Here is a 4,324-nt window from a genome sequence, read left to right as displayed (position 1 = left end):
CTTGTCGAAGCTCGGTGATGTGATGGCCGGGTTGAAGGGCGTCGGCAACATCGACATCCCGCCCCTGCCCGCGAACGCCTTCGAACTGCCCGAGGGTGCGCTCAAGTTGCCCGACGGCAGCTTCGAGATCCCGCCCGGTGCGACCATTCCCGACGGCGCGGTCAAGGTCTCCGACAGCACGTTCAAGTTGCCCGAGGGTGCGGTCACCGTCCCCCAGGGCACGGTGAAACTGCCCACCGAGGCGGGTGTCCCGGCCCAGTACATGGACCCCAAGGGCAACATCCTCGACGGCCAGGGCACCGTCATCCAGCACGCCGACGACGCCCCGAAGCCGCTCGGCCCGAACGCCAGGCCGGCCGAACTGCCCCGTATCGAAACGCCCGTTCGCGAGCCCGCCCTCGTCGGCGCGGTGCCGAACGCCGCGGACAACGCCGTGCACGTGGGCGACAACCTGCCGGGCGGCGGGGCGACCCACACGCCCGGCGGCGGTGCGCAGCATCTGCCCGGTGGTGGCGCCGACGACCTCGGCCGCGGGCCTTCCGCGAGCCACGAAACACCGACCGGTGGTGGGCACACGGGCGGCCCCGCTGCGGGCGATCACACGCCTGGAGCCGGCGCCCACAGCGAGGCGCCGGGCACAGGCGGCTCCGAGCTGCCGGCGGGAGGACACGGCGACGGCCCTGGCAGCACAGGCGACGGCCCCGGCAATCCGCCGAACGACCCGCCCAGCGGTCCGCCAGGAAGCGGTGCGGGCGACTCCCCGCACGACTGGGAGCGCCCCGCCGACCGGAACCAGCCGATGGAGCGCGGTGGACCTCTGGAGCAGCAGGTCCGCGACCAGCTGCGCGGCTCGAAGGTCAAGCCCGGCGACCTGGACAGTGTCCTGGACAACCTGGGGCAGCACCCGAACGGCGCGGAGATCGCCGACACCATCGCGTCGGGGCGCTTCAAGGGGATCGAGGGCTACGACCAGGTGGTCTCCAGCCTCAGCCACGCGGACAAGATGTCCGGTGGCATCGAACAGCTGCGTCTGGGCAACCGGCTGCACGCGAGTGGTGTCGAGGACATCTCGTTCGAGGTCAAGGGCGGATCGGAGATCAAGCCCGGCGTCGTCACGGGCAAGGACACCGACCTTGACGTCATGGCCAGGGACGCCGACGGCAACGTCCACGGCTACCAGTTCAAGGACGTCCAGAACCCGAAGAAGGTCGTCGGCAAGATCTTCAGCAATCTGAAGCAGCTCGACGAATCCGGCGCGGACTTCAAGACCTTCGTGGTCGACACGAAGGGCACCCTCGCCGACCTCGCGGATCAGCGGACTGCGCAGCGTCTGACGGATGTGTACGGAAAGACTAACGTTCAGTTCGTCATCCGCGTCGAAGACGGGGTTCTGACGATCCCGCCCGGCGGGACATTCATGCCGAAGGGAGCGCTGTGATCGCCAGCACGGCAGTTGGCCGTTGGACCTGGGGCCGGGAGGACGAGTCGGGCGACCCGATCCTCGCCGCGCTGCACGCTCTGCTCACGGCTCACCAGGTGCTCGCCACGCACGGTTTCGCCGTCGGCACGACGGTCGCGCAGGTCTCCGTCCACGAGGCGGGTAGCTCGGATGCGCGGCTGTTCGACGGAGATGTTCCGCTGGGCGGGCAGGCATCGGCGGAGGATCTCGCACGGACGGTCACGGCCGCGCTCCGGCCCGGCGAGATCGGCTCGGTCCACGTATCGGTCACCCTCGCGGGTGAGGTGCGTACGGCACAGGGTGCCCGGGTGGAGCAGGGCGTGTTCCGGCTCGGCAGCTCGGCGCTGCTCGACTTCGTCACCACCGATCTGACGACGTTCACCGACATCTGGCTGCCGTACGACCTGAAGGGCCGCGCGCAGCCCGACGTCCACGCGGCAAACGGCCACCGTCTGACCACGGTCCTCGGCGGCCTGGCCGACGCCCTGGGCACCGAGACCGATCCGGACGATCCGACGTGGTTCGCCAAGCCCTCCGAGCAGGGCATCAACAACTACTTCGCACCGGACGGCAGCGCATCGGACGTCTGGGACAGCTTCGAAGTCCCGTACCGCAATCGTGTCTTCCAGCACGGTCCCGCATTCGACACCACGGCTTACGCGCGGTCGGCGAACGGTCAGGTACACAGCCTGCCCGTGGTCGGCGAGCACGGCATACTCGGCCGGCTATGGGCCTCGGACCCCGAGCGTGCTGCGAGCTTCGAACCGCGCGACGCCGCGGAGGAGAACGGTTACAAGGCCGGCCTGATCTGGTTGGAGCGGCTCGGAGAAGCGGCCGCCGAGGGCCTGTCCCCGACGCAGGCCCTCACGGAACTTCGCCGGCTGCCCGCGGACGGGGTGGCCGGCCGCGTTCCGGCGGAAGCCGACCCCGTACCGACCACCCTCGCCGAGCTGAGTGAGGGCCTCGCAGCGGAGTGAGGATCGGCGACTTCGAGGGACCGATGACGGCCGTGGCGGAGAGGGTCTAGCCGTGTACTGGGCGCCGAGCGTCTACCCGGCTGATTCCGCCGCTGCGGCCAGGCTGCGGGAATGGGTGGGCAGCGGCTGCCGTGGCGGACTCGATGCCGTCGGTCTCGATCTGACCGGAGCCGATCTGTCCGGCGGTGCGCCGGGCGAACCCCGACAGGGCGAACCTCGTCAAGGCGTCGCTGTACGGCGTCGACGCATCGGGGGCGAGTCTCCATGGCGCCACCATCGCGGGTGCGTCCCTGCTCAACGTGAACCTGTGCGGGGCTGATCTCACCGACGCCACCGTCGAGGAGAACTCCTTCAAGGCGAGACTCGACCGGAACACCGTGGTGCGCGGAATGAGAGGCTCCGTCTTCGGACCGGTGGAGCTGGGCGATGGAGTGGAGAGCCGCATGCTGGACGGTGAGGAGTTCGAGGCGTGGATCCGCGAGCGGGGCGGCGATGTCAGCGTCATCGTGCGCTGAGCGGGCGAAGGGGCTGAACATCACGTGACCGACCATCCTGCGAGCGGGACGCTGGAACGGCTGCGCGCCGCCCACTGGGACGGCACCCGCACATGAGCCGCTTCGACGAACTGCTCGGCACCGACTTCGCCGGGCGGCCGACCGGAGACCTCGAAGACGTGATCTACGAAGGGCTCGACGAACCCCGGCACCAAGAACGCGTACCGGGCCTCGTCGCGCTCATGCACGACACCTCGGCCCTGGAGTGGCACCGGCTCGCGGCCTGCGTCGCCTTGACCACCTGGGCCGAGGCCGCAGGCTTCGCGGCGGTGCTCGCGGCTGCCGCACATCCGAAGCAGGCGCCCTGGTACGGCTGCCTCATCGACCGGAGGTTCTCCGTCGACAACACCTTCGCCCAGCTGTCCCTCGCTGTTTCCGACAGCGAGGTGCTGAGCGAGGAGAAGGCCACGACGGAGCGGCGTACGGAGGCTTTGCGGGCGTTGGTGCGGATCGCGGACTGTGAGTACTTCGACGAGAAGCTCGCGGACCACCTGGACAGGTCGGTGGTGAAGTCGCTCCTTCCGGAGATCGCGGACACGGTGCACAGAGGGCTCACCGGTATCGACTCGGCCCGCTTCGACCTGGCGACCCAACTCGTCGACCTGGCCGCCGCAGTGGCCCCGGTCGACGGCGCACGCGCGGTCCGGCTGGCGAGGGAGGTACTGGCAGTCTCTTCGTCTCCGCGCGCTCTGATGCACGCGGTGGCGATCGCGCATCGATCCACCGGCCCGGAGGCGGTCGCCTTCGGCGAGTACCTCGCCTCGGTCGGCGACGAACGGGTCCGCGCGGCCCTGGTCGAACGATGACCGGCCGATCGGTGGTGACGGCGTCCGGCAGCCTCAGTCCGTGACGTCCTGCGGATACCACCGCAGCTCGACGGTGTTGCCGTCCGGGTCCTCGATGTAGAGGGACTGGGCCGAGCCGCGGGCGCCGAAGCGCGGGACCGGGCCGTCGAGGACCTTGAAGGTGCCCGAGTCGATGACCTGCTGCCAGTCCAGCGGGTCCACGGTCAGGCAGATGTGGTCGATGTTGGACTCGCCGCGGGGCTTGTCGAACAGGTCGATGATGGTCGACTCCGTGATGCGGACCGACGGGAACGGGACCTTGCCCGCGCGCCACTCCTCGACCCGGACCGGCTCCAGGCCGAGCGGGCCGGTGTAGAAGGCCAGCGAGCGCTCGACATCCGTGACGTTCAGGACCAGGTGGTCGAACGCCTTTACGCGCAGTGTGGTCATGGGGTCCCCCTCCAAGTGGCTTGCCCTTGCGCGTATATGAGGACACGGACGTACGACAACGGGCGCCCCCCCGTGCCGGGGGGGGGCGGGGGCGCGCGG

4 protein-coding genes and 1 pseudogene are annotated in these 4,324 nt (G+C 69.8%); 4 read left to right on the top strand and 1 reads right to left on the bottom strand.

Going from position 1 to position 4,324, the window contains the following annotated elements; translation table 11 throughout:
* The 4 genes and pseudogenes from JAO81_RS18600 to JAO81_RS18585 form a co-directional block, all read left to right on the top strand.
* Positions 1 to 1,438, top strand: a pseudogene (locus JAO81_RS18600) (hypothetical protein); the annotation flags it as partial.
* Positions 1,435 to 2,436, top strand: a complete 1,002-nt coding sequence (locus JAO81_RS18595; RefSeq protein ID WP_199548978.1) for a hypothetical protein — start codon at positions 1,435 to 1,437, stop codon at positions 2,434 to 2,436. The pseudogene JAO81_RS18600 and the gene JAO81_RS18595, both read left to right, overlap by 4 nt.
* A 185-nt stretch (positions 2,437 to 2,621) precedes the next feature.
* Complete coding sequence (locus JAO81_RS18590) at positions 2,622 to 2,951, top strand: pentapeptide repeat-containing protein (RefSeq protein ID WP_233415556.1); 330 nt, start codon at positions 2,622 to 2,624, stop codon at positions 2,949 to 2,951.
* A 92-nt stretch (positions 2,952 to 3,043) separates the two neighbouring features.
* Entirely contained in the window at positions 3,044 to 3,796 is a 753-nt protein-coding gene (locus JAO81_RS18585; protein ID WP_233415555.1) for a hypothetical protein, read from the top strand.
* A gap of 33 nt (positions 3,797 to 3,829) precedes the next feature.
* On the opposite strand, the gene JAO81_RS18580 is transcribed toward JAO81_RS18585, so the two are convergent.
* Positions 3,830 to 4,225, bottom strand: a complete 396-nt coding sequence (locus JAO81_RS18580; protein ID WP_199548977.1) for a VOC family protein — start codon at positions 4,223 to 4,225, stop codon at positions 3,830 to 3,832.
* Between the last annotated feature and the right edge of the window lie 99 nt (positions 4,226 to 4,324).

The sequence above is a fragment of the Streptomyces sp. N35 genome (assembly GCF_016464295.1).
Lineage (GTDB): Bacteria > Actinomycetota > Actinomycetes > Streptomycetales > Streptomycetaceae > Streptomyces.
The sequence above is the reverse complement of the archived record's forward strand: the minus strand, read 5'-3'. Positions and strand labels throughout refer to the sequence as shown.

What these genes read in the sequence shown, in the direction of transcription:
- JAO81_RS18585 (WP_233415555.1), top strand. Translation starts at nt 3,044, where the DNA reads ATGAGCCGCTTCGACGAACTGCTCGGCACCGACTTCGCCGGGCGGCCG.
- JAO81_RS18580 (WP_199548977.1), bottom strand. Translation starts at nt 4,225, where the DNA reads ATGACCACACTGCGCGTAAAGGCGTTCGACCACCTGGTCCTGAACGTC.